The sequence below is a fragment of the Ethanoligenens sp. genome, assembly GCF_047718355.1.
Lineage (GTDB): Bacteria > Bacillota > Clostridia > Oscillospirales > Ethanoligenentaceae > Ethanoligenens.
The window spans coordinates 1-22,259 of sequence record NZ_JBDNLG010000043.1 but is presented as its reverse complement, the minus strand read 5'-3'; the positions used below and the strand labels follow the sequence as shown (position 1 = coordinate 22,259).

The window sequence follows — 22,259 nt, the reverse complement described above, 5'->3', positions numbered from 1 at the left end:
CTTCCCTTGACTGCTTTCTGGTATGATTTCATTGAGTGACAGCCCCGGGTATAGGCTGCCAGACTATACCCGGGGCTGTCACTTTTAATTTCCACAGACTTTGGGACAATGTCTTTCAAACCATTGCTTTTTCACCCAGTTTTTCCGGACGCAGGGCTTGGGGTTCTGTCAGATAAGGAACAGAGCGGGCCTTGAAAGTACATATTCGTTGATGGTACGGGGCGGGGCTGTATTTCCACCCGATTTCGGTATGGCCGAGTCCCTTGACGCGATCACTCCGGATTCCCCCCCACGTGGCTTCCTCCGTTTTTCACCCTTTGATCCTGTTGGGCATACCGAATTCGTAGTGAAAAATAATCCCCCTATCAATAAAAATAGTGCGTTTATTTAGAATCTGGTTCAGTGTATGATAAAAACACGGCAAAGAAAGTGAAATATCGCAACATAAAAAGAAATGCAAAGATGCATAACTCTTGTAAAGGAGAAGTGCATCTTTTTTTCTTTGTGATGACCGTGGCCACGGTTGATTTGCCGCTGATTTTTGAACTTTTTTGAAAACAATGGGGGTAATTGTTATGACGCACGGAGACATTTCCTCGAGTCCAGATACTGTTGGCGTGGCGGTAGTAAACTGGAAAATGCCCAGAATGCACACGAAGGCTGAAATCATTGAAAACTGCCATAAGATTGGGGATTACATCAAAGGGTTAAAAATCGGTGTACCGGGTCTTGACCTGATCATTTTTCCAGAATACAGCACACACGGAATCATGTACGATTTCCACGAGATGATGCAGCTTGCTACAACCGTCGATGGCGAGGAAGTCGCTATTTTCAAGCAGGCTTGCATCGAGAATAAGGTGTGGGGCGTGTTTTCGCTGACCGGCGAACAGCATGAAGAACATCCCAACAAAGTTCCGTACAATACCTTAATTCTCATTAACGATCATGGGGAAATCGTCCAAAAATACAGAAAAATGATTCCGTGGACACCAATCGAAGGATGGTATCCCGGCGATCGTACGTATGTTTCCAAAGGCCCAAAAGGTCTGAATATCAGCCTGATTATCTGTGACGATGGCAATTATCCGGAGATCTGGCGCGACTGTGCCATGAGAGGCGCAGAGCTTGTCGTACGGTGTCAGGGCTATATGTATCCTGCAAACCAGCAGGAAGTGAACGTCGTACCCGTGATGGCATGGTGCAACAATGTCTATGCGGCGGTTGCGAATGCTTCAGGATATGACGGGGTTTACTCATACTTTGGTCATTCGTCCATCTGTGGGTTCGATGGAAGGGTCTTGGGCATCTGCGGCGCAGAGGAAAACAGCTATCAATATGCACAGTTGTCGATAAGCGCCATCCGTGATGCTCGGGCAAACTGGCAGTCGCAGAACCATTTGTACAAGCTTCTCCACAGAGGTTACACCGGGACCATCAATTCCAAAGAGGACAGATACGGCGAACCGGAATGCCAGTTTGAATTTTACCGCAACTGGATCAACGATCCGGTGGGAACGCAGAAGCAAGTCGAGGCCATCACAAGGCCGCTCCCGGGCGTAAAATGGGCCCCTGTCGACGGGATTCCACACGAGGAATAAACATACAAAAAGACAGGCGGGGCTCGTGTGAGTTCCTTTGTCTGCACGTCAAACAATAAAAAAGAGGAGAAACTATGAGAAAGAGCATTAGAAAAATGGCGGGCCTTACGGCATTGGCATTGTCGGCATCAATGGCCATTTCACTTGCAGGCTGCGCAAAAGGCGGCGACAGCTCAAGCAATAAAATAAAAGTGGGCATTCTTTTTTCCGAGACCGGGTCCACCGCATTGGTCGAAAAAACCATGACAAATGCCTGCAAGCTGGCATTTGATGAAATCAACAATGCAGGCGGAATCAACGGCAAAAAGATTGACTACATCCACGAGGATTACGCGTCAGACCCCTCCAAGGCGACAGAAAAAATCAAAACCCTGATTGAAGAAGATAAAGTTGTCGCCACGGTCGGATGCTATACATCAGCCAGCAGGCAGGCAACACTTTCCACCCTCAAAGATGATAACTCGCTTCTGGTTTATCCGACGTATACAGAAGGCGAGGAAGTACATCCCAATGTGATTTATACCGGGTGTATGCCGAACCAGCAGGCAACGGAATTTATCCCGTATCTGTTGCAGCATCTCGGCAAAAAAGTTTTTCTGGTCGGTTCGGACTATGTGTTCCCCAAAACCTGCAACAAACAGGCCCGCGCTTTGATTGCACAGAATGGCGGTCAGGTCGTCGGTGAGGAATACGTGCCGCTGGGAGGAACGGATTTCTCCACTATTTGCAACAAAATCAAAAGCTCCGGTGCAGACTTTATTTACTCCGATGTGATCGGCGACTCGAACACGGCGTTCTTCAAGAACTTCAAGCAATATGGTCTTGACTCCAGCAAAACACCAATCTGCTCCATCGGCATCGATGAAAGCAACCTGCAGGCGATCGGTGCAGACTATGCAGAAGGTCATTATGCTTCCATGCCGTATTTCTCCAGCCTTGATACAGATGCATCGAAAAAGTTTGTAGACAAGTATAACAGCAAATTCAAAGACGGCACGGTTGTAACAGTACTGACAGAATCGGCATACTCCAGCTGCTATCTGCTGGCGGAAGCGCTCAAAAAAGTGAAAGATCCTGCGGACACCAATGCATTGATTAAGTCGTTCAGCGGCCTGACGCTAGACGCACCGCAGGGTACAATCAAGGTCGATGAATCCAACCACTGCACCTGGCTCTACTCGAGATTTGCCAAAATTCAGGGTGGCAAATTCAACATTATTTACTCTTCCAACAGTTCAGTCAGACCCGAACCTTGGCCGTCGATCCTCTATCCGCAGTACAAGGACATGAATTTTATGCCCAAATGGAACGACCCCAAGTGCTATCCGCAATAAATAGCGGCGATATAAATTCAGTTGCCACGTTTTTATAGTGGCAGCTGATTTATATCTATATAAAAAGAGAGGGAAATAAATGGCGAGTTTTATATCTCAGCTAAGCAACGGATTGAACCAATCTGCCGTATTATTAATTGCGACCCTGGGATTGATGATTATTTTCGGTATGATGAATGTCATCAATATGGCACATGGGCAGATGATTATGATCGGTGGCTTTTGTGCCTATATCGTGACCGCAATCATGAATCTCCCGTTTATTTTTGCGATTCTCATATCGTTTCTTGCCACGGCGCTTGTCGGCGTGGTGATCGAGTTGCTTGTTATAAAAAGGCTGTACACCAAGCCGACAGAAACAATCCTGGCAACGTACGCGATTTCTGTCATTCTCACCGAAGTTGCCAGAATGATATGGCCGCTGTCCCAAAATGTAAAGATGCCGTTGCCCGGAAACCTGAAAATTGGTATCGTTACGATACCCGTGTACAATATCTTTGTCGTCATCATGGCAATTGCTCTTTTGGTCTTTACTATTCTTTTGTTTAAGCGCACAAGGTTTGGAAAAAAGATCGGAGCAATTACTCAAAACCGGCAGATGACAGAATGCCTGGGTATCAATACCACCCAAATCGACACCCTCACTTTTGCGTATGGTGCCGGACTGGCGGGAATTGCCGGATGCATTCTGGCTCCCACGACGGGTGTTTCCTACAATATGGGTTCCCTTTATCTTACGGATTCTTTCCTCACAGCGGTAACAGGTGGGGTTCAGTCCATGATAGGCACGGCGGTTGCGGCAGGTATCATCGGCGAGAGCCGGACGATCCTTTCCGGTGTGATCAACCAGACGTGGGCGATGATTCTGGTGTTTCTCGCCATTATTGCATTGATTCGATTCAAGCCGGATGGCTTGTTCCACAAAGAAGGAAGGTGACTCGAATGACAAATATACCTAAAAAATTGGGCAATGTTGAAGTCAACAGATACATTGATGTTGCATTGCTTGTTTTCCTTCTTGTGTTCCCTCTGGTTGCACCGGGATTCAGAGTCGAATTGATGGGAAGATTCGTTTGCTATGCCATCTTCGCATTGTCGTTGGATCTTCTGTGGGGGTATGCCGGCCTGTTGAGCCTTGGCCATGCGGTTTTTTTCGGCATGGGCGGTTACATGATCGGCCTTTGCTACCAGATACAGAACGGGCTTCCGGCGTTTATGACGAGGGAAAAAATCACCTCGCTGCCATGGTTTTATTTGCCGCTTAAAAACCCGATTGAGGCGGCTGCTATGGGCATTGTGCTTTCGGCGATTGTTGCCATGCTATTGGGATTCTTCATGTTTTCAAGCAAAATCAAGGGTGTTTTCTTTACCATTATCACGTTGGCTCTGGCACAGATGTTTACTAGCCTGATCATCAATATGCAAAAGTATACCAATGGATTTAACGGGCTTCAGGGTATCAAACGGTTCGCAATCAACGGTCACGCACAGATTGGCAAAATCCCATACTATTATCTGATTGTGATCATCGGTGCTTTGGCGTTTGTATTCTGTCTGTGGCTGACCAAAAGACGTGTTGGAAAGGTCGCCACCTCCATACGGGAGAATGAAAGCCGTCTGGGTTTTTTGGGATACAAGGCATCGAACTATAAGATTTTAATCCTGACAATTTCCGGCGCCTTGGCGGGTCTGGCCGGGGTGCTCTATGCACCGGCAACCAGTTCCATCACCACCGTAGACATCGGGATTGCCGCTTCCACAGCCGCTGTTGTCTGGATAGCCGTTGGCGGGCGAGGCAATCTCACAGGAGCTGTTGTGGGAACCCTGTTGATCAATTGGGCGCAGAGCTTGCTCTCGGATAACTTTGCGACGTTTTGGCAGCTGATACTCGGCGCCGTACTGCTGATCATCATCTTCTTTATTCCAAATGGGATCATCGGGCAGATTCTGAATTTGCAGCGCCGCCGCAAGAACGCGAATCAACGGCTTGACGCCGATTCGGCAGACGGTCAGGATGCGTTGCTGGAAAAGGAGGCGTAGGTGATGATGGAAAACAACATCCTTTTGGATATCAAAAACTTGAGCGTGGCGTTTTCCGGGTTTCATGCTGTTAGCGATGTCGACCTTCAAGTTGAGCGCGGAAAGGTCCATGTGATTATCGGGCCAAACGGCGCGGGAAAAAGCACATTGATGGATCTGATTACAGGAAAGACCCGCCCGACATCCGGGCAGATCTTATTTGAGGACGAGAATATTGTCGGTAAAGAACCGGGAGAAATTTCTTACAAATATAAAATCGGCCGAAAATTTCAAGGCCCCAATGTTTTTGACAATATGACCGTGTACGAAAATATCGAAATCGCCCTAAAAGGCTATACGAGCATTATCAAAGCCTTTGTTTATCGCAGAACCCAAACGGTAAAAGCGGAAATAAAAAGGGTGTTGGATATGATTCAGCTCTACGACCAGAGGGAGATGATGGCCACGGAATTGTCCCATGGGCAGAGACAGTGGCTCGAAATCGGTATGGTCATTATCCAATCTCCAAAACTAATCATGTTGGATGAGCCGGCAGCCGGTATGACTGATGTTGAAACGTATAAAACCGGCGAGTTGGTAAAAAAACTGGCCGGAGAGCACACATTGGTCGTCATCGAACATGATATGGATTTTGTAGAGCAGATTGCGGATACCGTAACGGTTCTGCACCATGGACAAGTGTTGGCCGAAGGCCCCTTCAAGACGGTCAAGGAAAACCCCGAAGTCGTAAAAGTCTATTTGCAGGATGAGAACGGGGAGGGATTTTAATGCTGAATGTCCATGACATATATGTAAACTATGGGAAGAGCAGGGTCATTAACGGCATCAGCATAAACGTTCATGAAGGGAAAAAGCTGGCCATATTGGGGCGCAACGGCGTTGGGAAAACAACACTGTTGAAGGCACTGATGGGTGTACTTCCACTGGAAAAAGGAAGTATTCTGCTCGCCGACAAGGATATATCAAAAGATACGCCGCATTTGCGTTCACAGCATGGACTGGCTTACGTCCCCCAGGGCAGGGAAATCATCCCGGATCTGACTGTTGAGGAAAACCTTGATCTTGGTGGGTATGCCCATACAAAAGATTTGGCGGCACAGAAGCGTAAGGTCATTGACTTTTTTCCTGCGCTGACGGACCACTTGCAGAGAAAAGGTGGAGTGTTGTCGGGCGGCCAGCAGCAGCAGCTTGCCATCGCGCGCGCACTGATGTCGAGCCCCAAGATTCTTTTGCTGGATGAGCCGACTGAAGGAATTCAGCCCAATATTGTGGCCGAAATATCCCGAATATTGGACCGTATCGGTAACGAAATGCACGTTACGCTCGTGATTGTCGAACAGAATCTGAAATTTGCCAGAAAAATTGCCGACCAGTACGCCATTATGCAAAAAGGGAAAATCGTATCGGAAGGCGCAATGGCGGATTTACAGGATGGTACGATTAGAAAATATTTGGCGGTGTAGCAGGTCCCGCGATGTTTTTATATTGAGATGACGGCAAAAAGCCTCGAATTTATGATGGCTGAGCATATCATATCCCGATCATAAGTATACATTAAGGTGGGCTGTTTCGTTCCGCTGAAACTTTAGGTGTTATGAAAGGAATGAGTCATTTGAAAGACATTTGCACAGTATCCGTTGTGACTTTTCATCCCGTCTGGGGAGATAAAGAAGCGAACCTCAAACGCATTTTAGAGTATATCGAGTGTGCTGCGAAAAAAGGCAGCGAACTGATTGTATTCCCGGAAATGGCCCTTACCGGCTATGATGACGAAGCAGACAAGCCGCTCGAAGAAAAAATGCAGTATAAACTTTCCGAGACTGTTCCGGGACCCAGCTCGGAGCGAGTTGCCGAACTTACCAAAAAACTTGGTGTTTATGCTGTGATGGGGATGCCCATAAAGGACAGCAAAGACCAGAACACCATTTACAACGGACTTGCGATATTCTCCCCGGATGGAATTGCCGGTTCCTATCACAAGATGCATCTACCGGCTCCGGAACCGAATTGGGCAACCCGCGGCAGTTCTCCGTTTATTTTGGAGAGTGAGTGGGGTCCCATCGGTCTCGCCGTCTGCTATGACAATTACGCGTTCCCCGAACTCATGCGCTACTATGTTTCCAAGGGCTGCCGTTTGTGCATTAATAGCACGGCTCTCGCTCATTGTCACGGCCCTTATTTCGGTTCCCCGACGCTGGAGGCGGCTGTCGTCCAAAACGGAGTTTACATTGCCTCTGCCAATCTAGGCGGGCTGGATGTCGATAATTATTTTTGGGGAGGAAGCTCCATTATCGGACCGGGGCAGAAACATACGTGGTCGTATTATTATTATGCCGGCCGCAAATTTACAGATGAGGATGCGCCGGAATGCGAACTGTTTACGGCTACAATCGATCTGTCGCTGGCAACAAGATATGCCTTCAAATACAATCCCGCAGTAAATGGGACTGACTGGCGTCCGGATAAGTATGTCGAAATGTATAAGGACGTACTGTCGGACCCGCATTACGGAAAATAAAAGGAAGACAAACTGCAAACAGCGCCGGTACACCGCTTAGGTGTGCCGGCGCTGTTTGCAGGGGAAGATCTGTGGGCGATGCCTTTATGCAGGGGGAGATTGTTGAACTCCCTATACAGCGGCCAATGCAGCGCTATTTCGGAATCGAAAAGCAGATGGTGCACCCCTCGTTGACTTTGGCGTTGATTTTAATTTTTCCGCCATGCTTTTCAATGATGTTCTTAACGGTGACCAGACCGACGCCGGTACCCTCAAACTCTGTGTCCAAATGCATCCGGTTGAACATCTGAAACAGATTGTGTGCATATGCCATATCAAATCCAACCCCGTTGTCCTTGAAATAGAAGAGCGTCGTGTCTTTTGTGTCCTCATAGTCAATATGAATTTCAGTGAATCTGTTTTTTGACGAGTACTTGACCGAGTTTGAAAGGATATTATAGACACAACAGCGCAAAAGTATCTCGTCCGCCATCACATTGGGAAGCTTGCCTACATTGACCCGTATGTCCCGCGTATGATAAATCAACCGCAATTCTCCGATAGCGTCCTCAATCAGTTTGTTCATATTTACACACACAAGGGTTAACCGGCTAGACTTCATTTTCGAATACTTCAGGATTTCATAAATCATATCTAAAGTCTTTTTACAATACATGGATATTTTTCCGGAAGCGTCATGGGCTTCTTTCGTAAAATGAGTGCTGCTGTCCTCAACAACAATATCGTTATACAGGCTGATAGCCCGAATCGGCGATTTGAATTCGTGGGCAATCACACAGCACATGTTCTCCATTTCATTATAAGCACTGCGCAGTTCTTTTGTCCGTTCCAACACTTTTAATTCAAGTTCATCGTTCATTCGTTTTGTTTGATCCTCAAGCAGGATCTCGTCCGTAATGTCCTTTGCAAAAATAGCGATGTCATACTTTTTGCCTCCCAAATCAATGCGGTGGAGTTGAACGCGATAATACTGTTCGGAAAGAGCATCATAATATTCTACCATATAGTGCCCTGATTTGACGGTCTCATCAACAAAGTCATTCCATAGGACGGCATCTTCGTCGTTAAATAGCTCATAAAAATTCTGTTCTTTAAAACCGCCTGATTTTGCATCAAAAAACGCTTTTGCCACTGCGTTATAGGTGATGACCGCCCCGCTCGTGCCGTTTATGCACCAGATCATGTCGTCACTCGATTCGAAAACCGCTTTTTGTGTTTCAACCATTTCCCGGTTTTTTTGTTCCCGCTCATTGTGGTATTCCAGATAATGCATCAGAAAATCACCGAATAACAAAACCACGGCAATTTTTAAGAGGGCAACCTGCATGTTGCCTATGCTGCTTTGATACACATTGACCGTAAAAGAAATCGACATCAATCCATTTACCATGCCGTTTGAGGAAAATGTAGAGACCACAACCGCAAGGATGCCTGTAATCAAGATGACAAGATAATTGTCTTTTTCAAAACCGGTAATATTTATTCGAAAAAGCTTTTTCAATAGGGGGAGCGACAAAATGCTGTTTGTGAACAGAACGCCGATCGTCAATGTTTCGGCAAGAACAGTTGCGCTGGCATTGATTAAATTTTCCGGCAAAAATGAAAACGCATAGCTTTGATACCAAAATGGGGGGTTATAATGGACCACCCATTGAATCAGTGCTTTGTTGCAAATAAAAAACACAATAATAAACAATACCTGAAAGATGTATACTATAAAAAAAGGGGCTTTTTTCTTGACCACTATATCGCGGCAAAGTCCTTGGCCAGCCACACAAAATAAAATAAAAAAGGCGGTAACTAGATTCCCCCATCCGTTTGTAGGCACGACGACAAATGGAGTGAACATGGCCAGTCCCAGAGTACAGCAGAGTAGGGCATACCGCATTCCGTAGTACAGGGCGATCATAATCGGACAGATTAGCCCCGGCAGGAAATAGAGGTCATAAGAGGAATCAATGGTGATTGGAACGTATGACAACAGGAAACATATCAGACCAAAGGACACGGAGATTATAGATTTTTTAAGATTAAAACAATTCATTCCGCATGATTCCTTTTCTCTTCTTGTTTAGCTATGGAATCCGTTTGGATACAAGATCGTGGGCCATGGTTCAGGCGCAATGGCATCGTTTGATTCATAAACGATTTGAAATTTTCCGTTATGCACAATCGCAAAACGCGAATGTAGCCAGGTACAATGGTTTTTTTCGTCAACTTTAATTTTCCCCTGTGGCGCATCAAATTCCAAACCGGAAAAAGCTTTAACCAAGGAATCCGCATCATAAGGGTTTGGCGTTTTTGCAATTGCTTTTGCCAGCAGATAACAGCTGTCATACGTTGCTTCCGCTGAACTTGTTATGACGGAACCATCATGAAAATATTGGTTGTATTTTTGAACAAACGCACGACTTGCAGGTGTGTCCAAGGTGGAAAAGTAATTCATGGACGCGTAATGTCCTTCTGCACATGCCGCCCCCATTCCCTGAAGGCTCATTTCGTCCATCGAAATGGAGGAAATCGGGCATTTTGCCGGATTGAGTCCTTGCCGCTGATATTCTTTGTAAAAGGAAATAACGGAGTCTCCGACCAAATCAGAGTAAATGAAATCCGGTTTTGCTTTCATGATTTGATGCAGAATGTCTGCAAAATCGGAATAACCAATGGGAACGTATTTTTCTCCGCAAACCGTACCGTCGTTCATTTCAATGATCCGTTTTGCCTGCTTATTACAGGTTACTGAAAAAACATAGTCATTTCCGATGAGGTAAACCTTTTTACCGCATTTTTTCATCAACCAAGGTAAATACTCTGTGGTTTGTTGGTTTGGCATAGCGCCGGTATAGATCACATGGGGATTGATCTCCTCGCCCTCCGTATAGGTGGGATAGACCAATAGGGAATTGTATTTTTCCAGTACCGGAAAAGTCGCCTTGCGGCTTGCAGACGTATAGCAGCCGATGGTAGCGACCACACCCTCATTTGCAATCAAATCCTCAATCTTTTTTTGAGCAATAGAAGGATCTGAGCAGTAATCTTCCTGGATGTATTGGATCTGTTTTCCGTTAATTCCACCCATTTGATTGATTTCATCAAAAGCCAGACAGGCTGCATTGAGCATGGAGCGTTCCGTTACAGCGGAAGTGCCGGTCGTCGAAAGTAAAACACCAATCCGTATGGTATCTCCATTCCGCATCGAAGAAGCCCGCTGCACAGGTTTTGTTCCTGTATTGGAACATGCTGATGCCGAAAAGGTCAAAGCGATGCACAGAATCAGAAATAGATAATGTTTTTTTGAAAGCATGTGCTCACCCCTCTCTCATTGTGATACCGAATCCAGTCAAAACCACAAGATGTAGGGATCGCTTTGCTTTAGTATGGTTTTTTATGCACTGCCGGCGTTCTGCATTTTTTATAATCCGTGGGCGTCATCCCAAAAATATTTTTAAACAGGCGGCCCATATACTTGGAGTCTTCGTAATTTAATTTTTCCGCAATCTCCGCCATACTCATATCGGTTTCCAGAAGCAACTTCTTAATAATCTGCATTTTGAGGCAACTAACGTATTCAACAAAGGATTTTCCCATATCCAATTTGAAACTGTGACTCAAATATGCCTTGCTGACAAAGCAATTCTCAGCCGTAGCAGTCAAAGTCAGTTTTTCAAAAGGATGCTCCAAAACATAATCGACAACTTTAACGGAAAGTGCCGACATCTTGGGTGGATAATATGTTTTGACACTGGCGTACATTTCCCGCAGGAACTCCTCAAAAATAGCGGATATGGTAAACATATTGTCACTCTGAATGATTTTATTACAAATATGGTCAATGCTGGAGATTAGCAGAGGAAGCCATTCCATTTTCGCCGATACAGCTTCATAAATTTTCCTCTCGGACTCGGCCAGCAATACGCCGTATTTTATAAAATCGTGGTGGACGGAGTCATCACATTTTTGTGACAGGCTTGCAATCGCTTTTTCAAAATTGTCGGAACCATTTAATATGCAGTTTACAACGGCTGTCCGCTCATAAAATGTCTCATCTTCTGCTTTTGATGATTTTGTAATATAATCCGCTGCGCGATTCAGTACATCAAAAAAGGAATCGTCCTTTACAGGTTTTACAATATAATCAAACGCGCCAAGTACAATTCCTTTTCGGGCATATTCAAAATCTGCGTATTCACTTAGCAAAATCACGCATTTGCACAATCCCTCGTCTCTGACCCGTTCCAGAAGCTCAAGGCCATTGAGCTTTGGCATCTTGATATCGGTTACCAATATGTCGACCGCTTTTTTTCGAAGCGCAGTCAATGCGTCCAACCCATTATCAGCTTCACTGACAAGTACGAATTTGGATTGGTTCTGCCAATATTCATGTCGTTTCAGTTGTTTCCTAAAAATCTCATAATCATCGACCAGCATTACTTGGTGCATATTTACCACCTTCAACCCACAGCCGCGATTTTTTACAGCAATTCAGTCAAGACTGAAAATAGCCTATTTTGTTTTCAACCCAAAACATTACAGGCTGGTAGAACATATGTAATATAAAAGATAATTTACATGATATGTTCGCCTATATTATTATGGTAACACAGCAACATATTCAATTCAACAACAATGGAGATACACCAATTATTCCCTTTGTGTTGTTAAATTGTGGCACTTGGTCGGTGTGTAATAAAATTATCCTATATCCGTCTGTTTGCACTTTTTAAATTTTGGAAATGAATGAGTTGTTGCTTTTATTTTCCATTCGTTGAGCAATGATTGATCATAAAAAAATGGCGTAGTTTAGAGAAATCATGTGAGGACCATATGATTTCCAAAACACGCCATTGTATTTTGTGACCGTATAAATGTTCTTTACTTTTGTTATTAGATTACTCTTTTTGGCATACCAAGTAAACTGATTTTTTTTGGCTATAGGTGGACTATATTTATATTGATAACCTCCAAGCCTAAGTTTATGCTGTATTCGGTAAAATGGAAGTGCAGCAAAAGAGCGCCAAAAGTGCAGCAGTGTCGTACTGGTAACAATGTCAACGTCGGGGTTTTTGACCCAAAGGGGATGCGGGCGAAAACCTGAACGCGGAGCAGTTCCCCATGGCAGGACCTTATACTTCAAGGAAAGATGTAAGCGAACTATACCGAAAATGATCTGTTGGAATATGCCCAGCTTGAAAAAAAAGCTGCGGTGGCAACCGCCCGTTTTAATGAGCTGTCGGCACAGATCAAGGCTGCCGAAACCCACATGGAATAGATTAGGAACTTGAAAGCACACATCATTAATTACTCGAAAACCCGCGAGATATACACGGTCCATCGCAAGGCAGGGTACAGCAAAAAATTCTACGAGGCCCACACGGGTGACATCCTCTTGCACAAGGCGGCAAAGGCAGCGTTTGATGCGCTGACGGGCAAGAAAATCCCTACTATAATGTTCTCTATACAGATGGTATAAGGTTGCACGTTAAAGATTATGTTGGACTGTTTAATATAAGTGAAAGGCAAAAGGAGTGGGGAAGTGGAGGACGAGGTCTTGATCCAATGAGTAAAATCCGGCAATATGGTTGCCTTTAAACCGGGCGCGTATTGTATCTGTGTTTTTCTGTGTAAATATTCGTGAATGGTTTATACCACTTTACCGGGCAATCCAGATATCCTCTTGGCCATCCTCAATCAGCATTTTATTCAATTCGCCCGTGTGGTCGGAAAGCTCCCGCATCATATATAGATGCAGCCCGATTTGGGTCGCGCCCACTCGTGCCCGTGCTGGCTCAATCGGCTGGGTGAGGGTATTGTCATTTAACACGGCCAGAGCCTTTTCGGCCCTGTCGAGCACAGCGTCCAGATAGATAAGGAATTCGGCTTTTGACGGTAAACTCTCAGCCGTGGCCTCAATCCATTTGCCGTACGGAAGCTTGGAAGCAAAGTCTTTGTCCTTAAAACCGCCGGTAATATGATTATCGATAACGACAGCCAGATGATACGCGATACGGCACGGAATGTAGTAGATATCTCCGTGAGGTTCAAGCCATTTGCCTTCCGGGAAGGTTTCCACAATCTTTCGCAGTGTGCGAAAAACCATGTCGTATTGTCTGCGTACGTCGTTTATCAGTAATTCGCCCATCGTTTTGTTCCTTTCGCAACAGGTCATAGAAGATGTGGAGAAAGCTTGCGGCACGAAACAATAGCTCAAGGGCCTGCCGAAGCCGGCAGGCCCTTCATCGTGGGCAAGACCACGAAAATGGCGGAGAAGGTGGGATTCGAACCCACGGACCCTGTTAAGGGTTTACCGCATTTCGAGTGCGGGCCGTTATGACCACTTCGATACTTCTCCTAATATTGGGTTCCTCATCATCGCGAAGAAGCAGAATATAGAATTGATGCCTCAATAGTATATCAGAACACAATTGTGATGTCAAATATATTTGGATTTTGCCGCATAATAACCTGTTTTATGGTTCCATAAAGAAGTGCTCTTTACGATGCCAACGGTTTATTACAGCCAATAGCACCTTAATAAGAAAATAACAGAAAACAGCAGACTCCCAGCCAAAATGAAAACCGCGCACCTGTGCATTGCCGTATCGAGTTTGCCGAACAGGTAGGTCCGATAAGTCAGTTTGTTTGCCAAAAGCAACAAGATTGGAAAAGCGAATGGAATAAAATACCGTCCCTGCACCCCGATGATGGCAGATTGGCCCACTTTGCCATTGCCCAGACTTGGCGTCCAAATAACGTATTCCGCGGTAGCCACCAATATATAGCAAGCCGCAGCCGCCACCCCCAGCATACGCCGAGAGAGAAACGAACGGTTGATCACTGTTTCCAAGATAGCGGAAGCAATCAGCAAGACCACATAAAAGATCACGAATCCCATGGGCAAAGGAACATTCAGCCATCCGAACAAACCGACAAAACCGGTGACCCAATTTCCACGGTAAAGGTAAAGATTGTCCAATAAAATCGCCATGTATTTCACTGGATGAAGTAGAATAAACTGTGCCTGTTCTCGGTACACCCGCGAATAGACATCTGCCACCATACCGACGGTACTCACTTTATAAGCCACTAACCAGATCAACGTACACAGTACACTGGGCAGAACAGTGGTCAATAGAATCTTCCGTTTAGGTTGTCCATGAAATTTTTCTTGCGGAATTAGAAAAATAAGAAACAGCAACGGGAAATACACATATTTTCCTGCGATAATACAAAACTGTAAGAAAACAAGTATCCCGATCTGTCCACCTCGTATCTCGGTCACGGCCGGGTCATAGGCGCATTTCAGCACATAGGTGATATACAAGAAGCAAAACGAGTATAGAAAAACATCGTAGCTGCAACTGGATGCAATAAAAACCGTCATCGGCATGAGTGCAAGAAGCGTAATGGTCCGTTTAAAAAATGGCGATGTGCGAATTGCAAGTGCCATGCATCCGATGAAAAATGAAAGATTGGCAATCCGCGCAAAAACCAACTGTATGTAGATATTATAGTGATTATTCGCATGAAACAAGGCAAACAACAGCGAACCCAGCCTGATTCCCAACGCCTGCGGTATGTAAAGAAAAAAAGATAGATAGGGGTATGGGTAGTCTATTGATATCGAAGGTGTTCCATTTGAAACCGTTGTTTTCAACAGATTGCCAAACATTTGCGCCGTGATTTTGTGGCTTGGATCAGAAGTGGTTGCATTCCAAACCGAAAGAAAATCACGCAAATCGGAGCTGCCCATACCAACCGCTCGTTTAGATGCGTCAAGCACAGGCAAAAACTGCCCGTGTGCCAGCAGGTAAGCCCGCGTAAAATGATTTGTTTCGTCTGGTGCGGCCATCGGCGGGACTAAAAACACAAAAAGCAGCCCAATGGCAAACGCCATCCAGATAAACAGCCAGTCGTAATGGATGGACGCCTCCGGCGGCACATAGTGTTCTGCCTGCCCGAACAGCCTGCCATCCAGCCGATAAAACCGCATTTCAATTTCCTCTTGAAATGCGGCAATCGCCAGAACAGCAGCGCACACCGCCACCATGAAGGGCGTAACTGTAAAAGCGTAAACTGGGCCATTTAAAAAACGATATTCTACCCAATGTATATTACATACAAAAATCCCTGTAAAAGAGAGGATTGCCGCCCAAACAAGTGTCCTTTGCAGTCTTTTTTTCGTTTTTAAGCACTCCTCCACCGAAAACAGGCAACGTTTGAAATCAACGCTTATATCCCTTTATAAACGCATTCCGTATACCGGTATATCCATCATATTGTCCCTTTTATCATATGAAAAACAATCCGATACAATATGAGCGCTCTGTGAACACAATGTAAATGCGTGAGAAAAAGCGCCAGTGGAGGCGGTAACATGTATTCGCATGAGTACCACGCATCACGGCTTATCATTTACCAGATTCGTCCGTTGGGGGGGGGCTTCTCCGTCGACATGTCCGCTGGAATAAGTAGTCTCGCCAAATTGCTCCGCAAAGGCAGCAGGAAAGGTATTGTTCACACGCTGCACATTGGCGGCAAATGCTGTATCCCCTTCAGAAACATTAGGCAATGCATCCGCTTTCTGCTGTGTATCCACCAATGCGCCCGCTGGCACATATCGTCCAGCGGCTATGTGTATCCCCCCACTAACCATCGCGTGGTGCGAAATCGTACATCCTTCTTCAACGACAGCATTCAGCACCAGTGCACCAAATCCCACAAAAACGCGATCACCCAACATGCATGGTCCATGAATGACACAACCATGTCCACAGCTGACATGTTGTCCAATATAAATGGAATAGTTGTGCCCATCGTGTGAAATTTGCTTGCCGGCCAACCCATGCAGGATCACGCCGTCCTGTAGATTGGTATGCGCACCAATGTAAAACGGCGTGCCCTCATCCGCCCGCACACTGACATGGGGAGCAATAAAAACATTTGCACAAACAGTCACATCCCCAATCACGCTGGCAAAAGGCCCTACATAGGCACTAGGGTGTATGTGAGGTAACATGCTTTGCGGGCAATGCGGGGTAGCAGGATTGGGTCCAATAAAATTCATATTCTGCATATATTGATATTCCTTCCTTATTGGTGAACAGGAGGCACGGCGTTGGCACTCACGTATCCTTTGTAAAACGATTGACGGCGCTCTTCTGTTGAATCGAGAAGATTCTGAGGCCTGCGTCACCCTATGCTGTTTGGCTGCCTATCCTCATAATAACAGGCTGTGTATCCCATTTTCTTGCGCATTCCTTTGTAGCATTATACCACCAATTTGCAGGATGTGCAAAATCAAGTTTCAAAAAGGCCCGGTAAACATCTGTAATGTTCACCGGGCCTTTTTGCAAAAATCAAAAAACAATCAGCTATTCAACGATTTCCCTGCTTGCTCCAGAAAATCCTCTATATTGCTCTTGATAACCGTTACTTTCGGACCATAAATGACTTGGATTCCTGTGCCCCGCTTGATGACACCTGCGGCTCCGGATTGTTTCAAAATGGAATCCTCCACCTTGGATGCATCCGCGACCGTCACACGCAGACGTGTGGCGCAGCTATCCAGATTGCTAATATTCTCGGCTCCGCCCAGACCCTCTACGATCAACGCAGAAATCGCGTCATCGTCTTTGGCAGCTGCCTTTTTTCCTGTATCAGGAGAAGCGGAAGCATTTTTCGCATCCACGTCTTTACGCGTGTAAAGCTTCGTTTCCTCGTCGTCGTCCTCACGGCCCGGCGTCTTCAAGTTCCACTTTAGGATGAGGAAACGGAACAGGAAGAAATACACCGCAAAATAGGCAACACCAACAACGATTACCCATGGCCAACTTGTTTTGTCCGGCCCTTGCAGGACGCCAAACAGGGCAAGGTCAATCACGCCGCCGGAGAATGTCATGCCAACGCCGACTTGGAATATGTGCATGAGCATGTATGAAGCGCCTGCGAGAACGCAGTGGATACCATAAAGGACTGGCGCAACAAACAAAAACGTAAATTCAATCGGCTCTGTGATACCCGTCAAGAACGAGGTCAACGCTGCGGAAAGCAACAGGCCGCCGACAACTTTCTTCTTGCTGTCTTTAGCTGTTGTGAACATCGCCAATGCCGCACCCGGCAAACCAAACATCATCAGAGGGAATTTGCCGGACATGAAACGAGTGGCACTCACGCTGAAATGCTGCGTCCAATGGGGGTCGGCCAATTCGGCGAAGAAGATGTTCTGCGCGCCCTGAACGAGTTTGCCGTTGATGACCATGGAGCCGCCCACGCCTGTCTGCCAGAACGGCAGATAGAAGATGTGGTGCAGACCAAACGGAATCAGCGCGCGTTCGATGATGCCGTAGATGAATGTGCCGAAATATCCGGAACCCAGAACTGCGCCGCCCAACGCATAGATACCATTCTGGATAATCGGCCAGAGGAAGAACATGACCACGCCTACACCGATATACACAACGGTAGAGATGATGGGGACAAACCGCACGCCGCCAAAGAATGAGAGGACATCCGGCAGTTTGATTTTATAGAAGCGGTTGTGCAGTGCCGCAACACCAAGTCCAACGATAATACCGCCAAACACACCCATCTGAAGGGTGGTGATGCCAAGCACTGGTGCGATAGCACCCGAATGCACTGCTTTATCCAGAACTTTTCCGGTGCTGTCAATTTTGCCAAACAATTGCAGCATCGTGCTGATCGTCTGGTGCATCACCAAAAAGGCGATGCCACCGGCCAGCGCCGCCGTACCCTTTTCTTTTTCCGCCATGCCCAATGCCACACCCATGGCAAAAAGCAAAGCCAAGTTACTGAAAATGATACTGCCTGTATTGGCCATTAACGTGAAGATAACGTTTCCGATCGTCCCCGGGCCAAGCGCCCCCATTAAGTGGTAGGCCGTCAGTGTGGTCGTGTTGCTGAATGAAGAACCGATACCCAGCAGCAGACCGGCAACTGGCAATAACGCGATTGGCAGCATAAAGGATCGTCCTACACGCTGCAAGACACCAAAAGCTCCGCCTTGTTTCATTGCTTTCTCCCCTAGATTCTCTCTTTTTTACGTACACGCATTGAAACGCCATTAAAAGGAAATACATATTCTTGAATAAAATCCATTTTCAGGGTAAAAAAGGTCGACAGATTGCGCAGCTTTACTCTGATCTGCGCAACCGAATTTGCTCAATGAGAAAACCCTGACTTTTCCACCGTACCATGGATCTTATTCATTTATAAAAACACATCGCCCTGCTCGCTCGTCCCGGCACACGAATCTTCCCCACACCGGACGCACGTCAGATTTGATATGTAATAACGACCGTCTCACCTGCTTTGGTGTCACCAATCGATGTTTCAAAAGACTTGACTGCATCCATATTGGTAAGAATGATGGGCGTATAAGACGGGAAGCCTTTCTCCTCCAACAATTTGAGATTGACTTCCGCCAGCTTGTCACCCGCTTTAACCTTGTCACCCACTTTAACGAATGCGCGGAAGCCCTCACCTTTCAGCTCAACAGTGTTGATACCGATATGCACGAGGATATCCAAGCCGTCCTTGGTGTGAATGCCATAGGCATGGAGGGAATCCAGCACTTCTACGATCTCGCCGTCGACCGGTGACACCACAACATCCTCGCTCGGCAGGATAGCAACGCCATCGCCCAACATTTTTTGGGCAAACGCTTCGTCCGGTACTTCGCTCAGCGGCACGGCTTTGCCAGTTTGTGTTGCAACAAATTGGGTACTTTCGTTTTTCTTGCGGCCAAAATGAAACATGGTGCAAAATCCTTTCTTTCAAAGAGAACAGTTATAGATATGAAATCAAAATGTTTTTCGTAAAAATCATGAGAGAGTTGCCTGACGCAGCTTCTCCAGATCCAAAATCATAAAACAGACAGCCTCATCGTCAAATGACAGCCGGCAGGACTTTTCAACGCACGCGCATATCTGCTGTGCCAGTCCTGCGCTTTCGGAAAGAGTCTGCGTATACGCTTTCGGAAACGGAAATTTCAAGTGCGTCCCCCGCCGTATCATGTCCAACATATCGAACAATGTCTGCAAAAACACGCTTCGGCTGCTTGGTGTGCCAACCCCGCTGTGCTCAAGCAACTGCATCACTTCTTTATACAATTGGACAGACCGCATGGATTGATCAAACGGGCCATTCTTGCCGGCAGAGTGCAAGTGCAACGCAATAAACCCGATCTCCGCCTCGCCCACATTCACATGCAAGCGGGACTGAATCATCTGCACTACAGCACTGGCTACTTCATACTCACGTGTGTACAGGACAGCTATTTCATGGATAAAAGGATTTTCGATTGGCAATCCAAACCGCAAACGGTCGATGGCAAACTGGATATGGTCAAGCAGCGCATCATATAACTTGGGGTTTTCCACACCAAGCTGCTCTTTAGCCAGCGACACCAAATCATTGACCAGTTCTTCCACCGCGGCACGATCAGCTTGAATGGGTTTGATGTCCTTGTCGCCTGCCCAAAGCTTAAAAATCTGCCGGTTGGTCCCGTCATCAGAGACAATATCGCCAGCTTTTCGGCCAAAACCAATGCCTTTGGACATCAAAATAATCTGTTCTTTGGTTTTTTCATCGCAAGCCAACACAACGTTATTATTCATAGCGGTGACCACGCGATATTCCATGGCTTTCAGCCCTCAATCAATTTCAAAATGTCGTCCTTGACTTTTCCGACATCAGCTTCCCGTACTTTCGCGCGCACTTCCAGTACTTTCGATGGAGACACCGAGAGTTCATCCACGCCCATGGAGAGGAACGTTTCCGTCAGTGTAGGATCTGCACCCAACTCGCCGCAGATACCGACCCATGTACCATATTTATGCCCATTTTCCACCACGCGCTTGATGAGGCGCAGGATTGCTTTATGGTGCGGGTCATAAAAATTCTCCAACTCCTGATTCTGCCGGTCTACAGCCAACGTATACTGAGTGAGATCGTTGGTACCGATGCTAAAGAAGTCAACCTCTTTGGCCAGGTCATCACTGATAATGGCCGCAGCCGGCGTCTCGATCATGATACCGAGTTCCACATCTTCTGCAAATGCGACTTGCTCGGCCTTCAGGCCAGCTTTGACCTCTTCGACGACCTTCTTAATCTGCTGAACTTCTTCGACCGAGATAATCATGGGGAACATAATGCCCAGTTTACCGAATGCCGAAGCACGGAACAATGCGCGAAGCTGTGTTTTGAACACCTCCGGGCGCTGGAGACAAATGCGGATTGCACGGAAGCCCATCGCCGGGTTTTCCTCTTTGGGCAGTTCGAAATAGTCCACCTGCTTATCGGCGCCGATGTCCAGCGTGCGGATAATGACCAGCTTGCCTTCCATGGCCTCCAGTACCGCTTTATAAGCTGAGAACTGTTCTTCCTCAGTGGGGTAATCCGTGCTGTCCAGATACAAGAACTCACTGCGAAACAAGCCGATGCCGCTCGCGTCGTTTTCCAACACATATTCCAAATCGGGCACATGGCCAATATTGGCATAGACCCGGACTGACTGCCCGTCTTTGGTGATGTTCTCTTTGCCTTTCAGCTGATTAAGCATCTCCAAATGTCTGGCATGCTGGTCACGCAGCTTTTTCATCTGCTCCACAGTGGCGGCATCAGGCTCAAGATAGACCGCACCGGAGAAACCATCCACGATGGCCTCTTTGCCGTTGCAGCTCTCGTCGATCTGCCCATCAAGATGAATGACCGCCGGGATGCTCATCGTACGGGCCAAAATAGCGGTATGGGAATTGGTGGACCCTTGCAGGAGTGCAAATCCCAGCAGCTTCTCTTTGTCCATCTGCACGGTCTCACTCGGCATGAGATCATCCGCCACGACAATGACCGGTTCATCGGAGTCGATCAAATTACTATCCGCATGAGAAAGCAGCGTAGAAATCAATTTTTCAGAAACATCACGCACATCAGTGGCGCGCCCGCGCAGATACTCGTTTTCCATAGCGGCAAACATTTCAGCGAAACGGTCGGCCGTCTGCCCTACCGCAAATTCGGCGTTTACCCGTTCCTTTTTAATGATATCGACAACGGAATCTTCATAATCAAGGTCTTCAAGCATCATCTGATGTGCTTCGAAAATCGCGGCCTCATGTTCACCGGCCTCGTGCAATGCCTTTTCGTAAAGTGCTTTCAAGCTGTTGACTGCGCGCGCTTTGGCTTCGTGGTAGCGCGCAATTTCTCCATCCGTATCCTCAATATGGTGACGTTTGAGGGTAAGCTGCGTGCGCTTGTAATAGTACAGCTTTCCAAACGCAATTCCACCGGAGATTGCTTTGCCTTTCAGTATATCCATTGTATCCCCCTACCGACATCTTGATGCAGCCCATTCGAGCCGCTGTTATGTACAGACGACTTTTACAGATTGGCTTCCAAAAACGCCTGAAACGCTTCTGCTGCTGCCGCTTCATCGGCGCCGTCGATTTCAAGGGTCAGCGTATCCCCTTGCTTCGCAGCAAGCCCCATAATGGAAAACAAGCGGCGTGCGTCTGCCGACTTACCGTCTTTTTTCAAAGTAATCTTAGAAGAGAATTCTGCCGCCTTTTTCACAAGCAGACCGGCCGGACGTGCATGGATGCCCGCGCTGTCTTTAATAACATACTGGATTTCTTTCATAGTATAACCCTCCGTTTTGCAAATAAAATTGGCACCAACATTTAGCCCGGTAAAGCCAAAATGCTGATGCCTGATCGAATCAGTAACACGCATGTTTATTGATAATGTCTATAT

18 protein-coding genes, 1 tRNA gene and 1 pseudogene are annotated in these 22,259 nt (G+C 46.6%); 8 read left to right on the top strand and 12 right to left on the bottom strand.

Annotated features, from left to right (window positions below; translation table 11 throughout):
• The first annotated feature begins 575 nt into the window (after positions 1-575).
• The 7 genes from ABF463_RS08090 (at position 576) to ABF463_RS08060 (ending at position 7,493) form a co-directional block, all read left to right on the top strand.
• Positions 576-1,601, top strand: a complete 1,026-nt coding sequence (locus tag ABF463_RS08090; protein WP_415533088.1) for an aliphatic amidase — start codon at positions 576-578, stop codon at positions 1,599-1,601.
• Positions 1,602-1,675: 74 nt separating this feature from the next.
• The gene (locus tag ABF463_RS08085) at positions 1,676-2,935 is read left to right on the top strand and encodes a transporter substrate-binding domain-containing protein (protein WP_415533086.1); all 1,260 of its coding nucleotides are present in this window, start codon (positions 1,676-1,678) and stop codon (positions 2,933-2,935) included.
• Positions 2,936-3,014: 79 nt separating this feature from the next.
• Positions 3,015-3,872, top strand: a complete 858-nt coding sequence (urtB, locus tag ABF463_RS08080) for an urea ABC transporter permease subunit UrtB (protein WP_415533085.1) — start codon at positions 3,015-3,017, stop codon at positions 3,870-3,872.
• A 5-nt stretch (positions 3,873-3,877) separates the two neighbouring features.
• Positions 3,878-4,975, top strand: coding sequence for an urea ABC transporter permease subunit UrtC (gene urtC / locus ABF463_RS08075; RefSeq protein WP_415533084.1), 1,098 nt, complete (start codon positions 3,878-3,880; stop codon positions 4,973-4,975).
• 3 nt (positions 4,976-4,978) lie between these two features.
• The gene (urtD, locus tag ABF463_RS08070) at positions 4,979-5,743 is read left to right on the top strand and encodes an urea ABC transporter ATP-binding protein UrtD (protein ID WP_415533083.1); all 765 of its coding nucleotides are present in this window, start codon (positions 4,979-4,981) and stop codon (positions 5,741-5,743) included.
• A complete protein-coding gene (gene urtE / locus ABF463_RS08065; RefSeq protein ID WP_415533082.1) occupies positions 5,743-6,438 on the top strand; it encodes an urea ABC transporter ATP-binding subunit UrtE in 696 nt (231 codons plus the stop codon). The genes urtD and urtE overlap by 1 nt, the downstream gene beginning before the upstream one ends.
• Positions 6,439-6,578: 140 nt before the next feature.
• Positions 6,579-7,493: a nitrilase-related carbon-nitrogen hydrolase gene (locus ABF463_RS08060; RefSeq protein ID WP_415533081.1), complete on the top strand. Its 915-nt coding sequence runs from the start codon at positions 6,579-6,581 to the stop codon at positions 7,491-7,493.
• A gap of 133 nt (positions 7,494-7,626) precedes the next feature.
• Here ABF463_RS08060 and ABF463_RS08055 read toward each other — a convergent pair whose 3' ends face one another.
• The 3 genes from ABF463_RS08055 to ABF463_RS08045 form a co-directional block, all read right to left on the bottom strand.
• Entirely contained in the window at positions 7,627-9,090 is a 1,464-nt protein-coding gene (locus ABF463_RS08055) for a sensor histidine kinase (RefSeq protein ID WP_415533080.1), read from the bottom strand.
• A 474-nt stretch (positions 9,091-9,564) separates the two neighbouring features.
• Positions 9,565-10,689: a transporter substrate-binding domain-containing protein gene (locus tag ABF463_RS08050; protein ID WP_415533079.1), complete on the bottom strand. Its 1,125-nt coding sequence runs from the start codon at positions 10,687-10,689 to the stop codon at positions 9,565-9,567.
• A 176-nt stretch (positions 10,690-10,865) separates the two neighbouring features.
• Complete coding sequence (locus tag ABF463_RS08045; protein ID WP_415533078.1) at positions 10,866-11,933, bottom strand: response regulator; 1,068 nt, start codon at positions 11,931-11,933, stop codon at positions 10,866-10,868.
• 709 nt (positions 11,934-12,642) lie between these two features.
• Between ABF463_RS08045 and ABF463_RS08040 the strand changes: the two are divergent.
• A pseudogene (locus tag ABF463_RS08040) lies at positions 12,643-12,939 on the top strand (relaxase); the annotation flags it as partial.
• A 204-nt stretch (positions 12,940-13,143) separates the two neighbouring features.
• On the opposite strand, the gene ABF463_RS08035 reads toward ABF463_RS08040, so the two are convergent.
• The 9 genes from ABF463_RS08035 to ABF463_RS07995 form a co-directional block, all read right to left on the bottom strand.
• Positions 13,144-13,632 carry a hypothetical protein gene (locus tag ABF463_RS08035; RefSeq protein ID WP_415533077.1) on the bottom strand — a complete coding sequence of 163 codons (489 nt, stop codon included), beginning with the start codon at positions 13,630-13,632 and terminating at the stop codon, positions 13,144-13,146.
• 118 nt (positions 13,633-13,750) lie between these two features.
• Positions 13,751-13,842, bottom strand: a tRNA-Ser gene (locus tag ABF463_RS08030).
• A gap of 162 nt (positions 13,843-14,004) precedes the next feature.
• On the bottom strand, positions 14,005-15,483 hold the full coding sequence (locus tag ABF463_RS08025) for a DUF2142 domain-containing protein (RefSeq protein ID WP_415533076.1): 1,479 nt from the start codon (positions 15,481-15,483) through the stop codon (positions 14,005-14,007).
• Positions 15,484-15,891: 408 nt separating this feature from the next.
• Positions 15,892-16,566 carry a carbonate dehydratase gene (locus ABF463_RS08020; protein WP_415533075.1) on the bottom strand — a complete coding sequence of 225 codons (675 nt, stop codon included), beginning with the start codon at positions 16,564-16,566 and terminating at the stop codon, positions 15,892-15,894.
• A 294-nt stretch (positions 16,567-16,860) separates the two neighbouring features.
• Positions 16,861-18,522: a PTS transporter subunit EIIC gene (locus tag ABF463_RS08015; protein WP_415533074.1), complete on the bottom strand. Its 1,662-nt coding sequence runs from the start codon at positions 18,520-18,522 to the stop codon at positions 16,861-16,863.
• Between the two features lie 262 nt (positions 18,523-18,784).
• Positions 18,785-19,267 carry a PTS sugar transporter subunit IIA gene (locus ABF463_RS08010; protein ID WP_415533073.1) on the bottom strand — a complete coding sequence of 161 codons (483 nt, stop codon included), beginning with the start codon at positions 19,265-19,267 and terminating at the stop codon, positions 18,785-18,787.
• Positions 19,268-19,333: 66 nt separating this feature from the next.
• Positions 19,334-20,152, bottom strand: a complete 819-nt coding sequence (locus ABF463_RS08005) for a PRD domain-containing protein (protein ID WP_415533072.1) — start codon at positions 20,150-20,152, stop codon at positions 19,334-19,336.
• Between the two features lie 5 nt (positions 20,153-20,157).
• Positions 20,158-21,825 carry a phosphoenolpyruvate--protein phosphotransferase gene (gene ptsP, locus ABF463_RS08000; protein WP_415533071.1) on the bottom strand — a complete coding sequence of 556 codons (1,668 nt, stop codon included), beginning with the start codon at positions 21,823-21,825 and terminating at the stop codon, positions 20,158-20,160.
• Between the two features lie 62 nt (positions 21,826-21,887).
• A complete protein-coding gene (locus ABF463_RS07995) occupies positions 21,888-22,145 on the bottom strand; it encodes an HPr family phosphocarrier protein (RefSeq protein ID WP_415533070.1) in 258 nt (85 codons plus the stop codon).
• Between the last annotated feature and the right edge of the window lie 114 nt (positions 22,146-22,259).

Bases quoted from the DNA above. Each gene is read 5' to 3' on its own strand.
- ABF463_RS08015 (WP_415533074.1), bottom strand. From the start codon at position 18,522: ATGAAACAAGGCGGAGCTTTTGGTGTCTTGCAGCGTGTAGGACGATCC.
- ABF463_RS08025 (WP_415533076.1), bottom strand. From the start codon at position 15,483: ATGCGGTTTTATCGGCTGGATGGCAGGCTGTTCGGGCAGGCAGAACAC.
- ABF463_RS08035 (WP_415533077.1), bottom strand. From the start codon at position 13,632: ATGGGCGAATTACTGATAAACGACGTACGCAGACAATACGACATGGTT.
- ABF463_RS08020 (WP_415533075.1), bottom strand. From the start codon at position 16,566: ATGCAGAATATGAATTTTATTGGACCCAATCCTGCTACCCCGCATTGC.
- ABF463_RS07995 (WP_415533070.1), bottom strand. From the start codon at position 22,145: ATGAAAGAAATCCAGTATGTTATTAAAGACAGCGCGGGCATCCATGCA.
- ABF463_RS08085 (WP_415533086.1), top strand. From the start codon at position 1,676: ATGAGAAAGAGCATTAGAAAAATGGCGGGCCTTACGGCATTGGCATTG.
- ABF463_RS08060 (WP_415533081.1), top strand. From the start codon at position 6,579: ATGAGTCATTTGAAAGACATTTGCACAGTATCCGTTGTGACTTTTCAT.
- urtD (WP_415533083.1), top strand. From the start codon at position 4,979: ATGATGGAAAACAACATCCTTTTGGATATCAAAAACTTGAGCGTGGCG.
- ptsP (WP_415533071.1), bottom strand. From the start codon at position 21,825: ATGGATATACTGAAAGGCAAAGCAATCTCCGGTGGAATTGCGTTTGGA.
- urtB (WP_415533085.1), top strand. From the start codon at position 3,015: ATGGCGAGTTTTATATCTCAGCTAAGCAACGGATTGAACCAATCTGCC.
- ABF463_RS08005 (WP_415533072.1), bottom strand. From the start codon at position 20,152: ATGGAATATCGCGTGGTCACCGCTATGAATAATAACGTTGTGTTGGCT.
- ABF463_RS08010 (WP_415533073.1), bottom strand. From the start codon at position 19,267: ATGTTTCATTTTGGCCGCAAGAAAAACGAAAGTACCCAATTTGTTGCA.
- urtE (WP_415533082.1), top strand. From the start codon at position 5,743: ATGCTGAATGTCCATGACATATATGTAAACTATGGGAAGAGCAGGGTC.
- ABF463_RS08090 (WP_415533088.1), top strand. From the start codon at position 576: ATGACGCACGGAGACATTTCCTCGAGTCCAGATACTGTTGGCGTGGCG.
- ABF463_RS08050 (WP_415533079.1), bottom strand. From the start codon at position 10,689: ATGCGGAATGGAGATACCATACGGATTGGTGTTTTACTTTCGACGACC.
- ABF463_RS08045 (WP_415533078.1), bottom strand. From the start codon at position 11,933: ATGCACCAAGTAATGCTGGTCGATGATTATGAGATTTTTAGGAAACAA.
- urtC (WP_415533084.1), top strand. From the start codon at position 3,878: ATGACAAATATACCTAAAAAATTGGGCAATGTTGAAGTCAACAGATAC.